Below are 2,417 nucleotides of genomic sequence, written 5' to 3' on the forward strand. Positions count from 1 at the left end.
GGGACGGGGCGGAGAACGCCGGTGCTTCGGTCCTCGTCGTCGGGCTTGAGGTGCGCGATCTCGGCGCGGCCGCCCTGGGTGGCGACGATACGGGCCACGGCGTCGGCGACGACCTCGGCCCGCACCTCGTACGGCACCCGGAGTACGACGACCTGCCCGGCGAGGGCGCGGCTGTGGCCGTAGGCGGTGCCACGCGTGAGGATGTCGTCGACGATCCCGGCGGTGAGGTCGTCACGCGCGGCGAGGCTGATGTTGAGGAAGCCGGGGCCGGTGATGACGACGTCCTGGATGCCCTCGGCCGTGACGAGGTGGGGCCGCAGTATCTCGGCGACGCGCAGCGGGGTCTCGTTGGCGGGCCGGGCGAGCCGCAGGGCGACGTTGGTGGCGAAGTCCCCGCATCCCCCGGGCCCGGGCCGGTCGACGACGACCCGCTCAGGAAGATCCACGCTCAGCTCCCCCGCGTCCACGGCACACCGGACGGCGTCCAGGACGGTCCGGGAGAGGTCGAGGGGGGTCACGGGACAAGCGTAGGGGAGGCGGGTGGGGGGTGTGGGACGGGGAGGACGGGAGGCGGAGGCGGTAGTAGATGACACGGAGGTGGGGGTGGAGGGAGATATGAACATCCGACGAACCCAGGCGGGACCTAACTGATCACCGATCCACACCCACCCGCGACCCCACCGTTGACGTCGTCATCGCCCCCCTCATGCAGCCCGTTCCTCTTCCCCTTCTTCCCCCGCGCCATGAGCCCCTTGACGAGCCGGACGAGCTCGTCGGGCTCGAAGGGTTTGGGGAGGAAGGCGTCGACGCCGGCACCGAGACCGCTCTCGACCTCGTACTGGGTGCACGCGCTGATGATGGCGAGCGGGAGATCACGCGTACGGGGGTCGGCCCGGAGACGGGCGGCGGTACTGAGCCCGTCGAGCCGGGGCATGACGACGTCGAGTGTCACCACGTCGGGGCGCACTTGGTGCACCACGTCCAGACACTCGGCACCGTCGACCGCGGTCACGACCTCCAGCCCTTCCAGCTCGAGGTTGACCCTGATCAGCTGCCGGATGACGTTGCTGTCGTCCACGACGAGCACCCGGCCAGTGGCGCCTGACACAACTCGAGAGTAGGTCGGCCCGGGCCGCCGCGTCCGGCTTTTCCCCACTTCCAGCCTCCCGGGGGACACCGCCCCCAAACCCGTTCCTGATCACCCCGACAGACCTGCTAGGGTTCTACCCGTCGCCGCAAGCGCCCAGCGCAACGCCCGACACGCCCCCGTAGCTCAGGGGATAGAGCAACGGCCTCCGGAGCCGTGTGCGCAGGTTCGAATCCTGCCGGGGGCACTCCAGCTCGGATAGCGTAATGAACCCGCTGACCTGCTGAAGTGCCGTAAGTCAAGGGTCGGACTCAGTCTCACTGAGTCCGACCCTTTGTCGTTATATGGCGCTGGTTGCGCGTGAGTGGTGCGTGAACAAGGGGCCGCACCCGGCCGTCGCAACGCCTGCTGGCAGTTCCGAGACCCGCACCGGAACCCTGTTGCGCCGGCTCCGCTCCTCACGGCATCGTCCACTCCTCCACGAGCAACGAGGGGGTCGCCTTGCCCACAAGGGAAGAAGTTGTCAGCGCGGGAGTCACTCAGGACGCCAAGTACATGGGCCGATTTTTCGGTGCACTGCTCGATCCTCGGCACGAGGCGCTGGCAGGGATCGTGTCCTTCTGCATGATGCCCTTCACGTCCCTCGTCATCCACGAGGCCCGCGCAAAGATCAACATGATCACACCATCCCCATCGCTGGACTTCTCAGCGGAAGCAGCGGAAGTGTGCGCCCGATCCCGAAACAGCCTGAAGCTGTTTGAAGACAACCAGCGTTGGGTGACAGGACAACTTGACTTCTATAGAAAAGAGATCATCGGAACCCACTCCGATCACTTCCTAGGAAATACCTGGCTTCGACTCGCTCGTTTCCTCGAAGTTGACCTGGCTCTCTTCACCTACAACGGCATCATCTTCAGCACAAACCATTCCGCCGCCTTCCATATAGGAATAAAATCCAAGCTCCTCTTTAAAAAAGACGGCGGGGCCTACGTCAAATCGATCACAGAACAGATGGGGCGCTGCCTGGCCGCTCTGGGGGCATCGATCGACGCCGATGACCCCAAGACCTTCGCCAGCCATATAACGAGAAGAGCACTAGACGACTCGGAAGTTAGGGCAGATCGATATTATCGACAGGTCTTCAACGGACGCGAAACGCCAGTACTCAATGGACTCCTAACCAACTTTCAGGCGATGGTGAACTTTGCAACCTCCCTGCTAGTCACAGGCGCCGATGTCCTTGATCTCGAATACACCGTATTCAAGATTCGCTTTGTCACCCTCTATCACGTGCTGGCAAGCCTGGCTCGACTAGGATCAGACCCCGGCC

2 protein-coding genes, 1 tRNA gene and 1 pseudogene are annotated in these 2,417 nt (G+C 64.3%); 2 read left to right on the forward strand and 2 right to left on the reverse strand.

Annotated features, from left to right (window positions below; all coding sequences use genetic code 11):
• Both GTW40_RS03205 and GTW40_RS03210 read right to left on the reverse strand, forming a co-directional pair.
• A pseudogene (locus tag GTW40_RS03205) lies at window positions 1-518 on the reverse strand (hypothetical protein); the annotation flags it as partial.
• A gap of 125 nt (window positions 519-643) precedes the next feature.
• Window positions 644-1,156, reverse strand: coding sequence for a response regulator (locus GTW40_RS03210; RefSeq protein ID WP_343245606.1), 513 nt, complete (start codon window positions 1,154-1,156; stop codon window positions 644-646).
• A 106-nt stretch (window positions 1,157-1,262) separates the two neighbouring features.
• Here GTW40_RS03210 and GTW40_RS03215 point away from each other — a divergent pair.
• Together GTW40_RS03215 and GTW40_RS03220 are read left to right on the forward strand one after the other, a co-directional pair.
• Window positions 1,263-1,334: transfer RNA gene (locus GTW40_RS03215), tRNA-Arg, on the forward strand.
• A 254-nt stretch (window positions 1,335-1,588) separates the two neighbouring features.
• On the forward strand, window positions 1,589-2,417 hold an 829-nt coding region (locus GTW40_RS03220; protein WP_161178615.1), incomplete at its 3' end, for a hypothetical protein.

The sequence above is a fragment of the Streptomyces sp. SID4985 genome, assembly GCF_009863025.1.
In the GTDB taxonomy this organism is placed as follows: domain Bacteria; phylum Actinomycetota; class Actinomycetes; order Streptomycetales; family Streptomycetaceae; genus Streptomyces.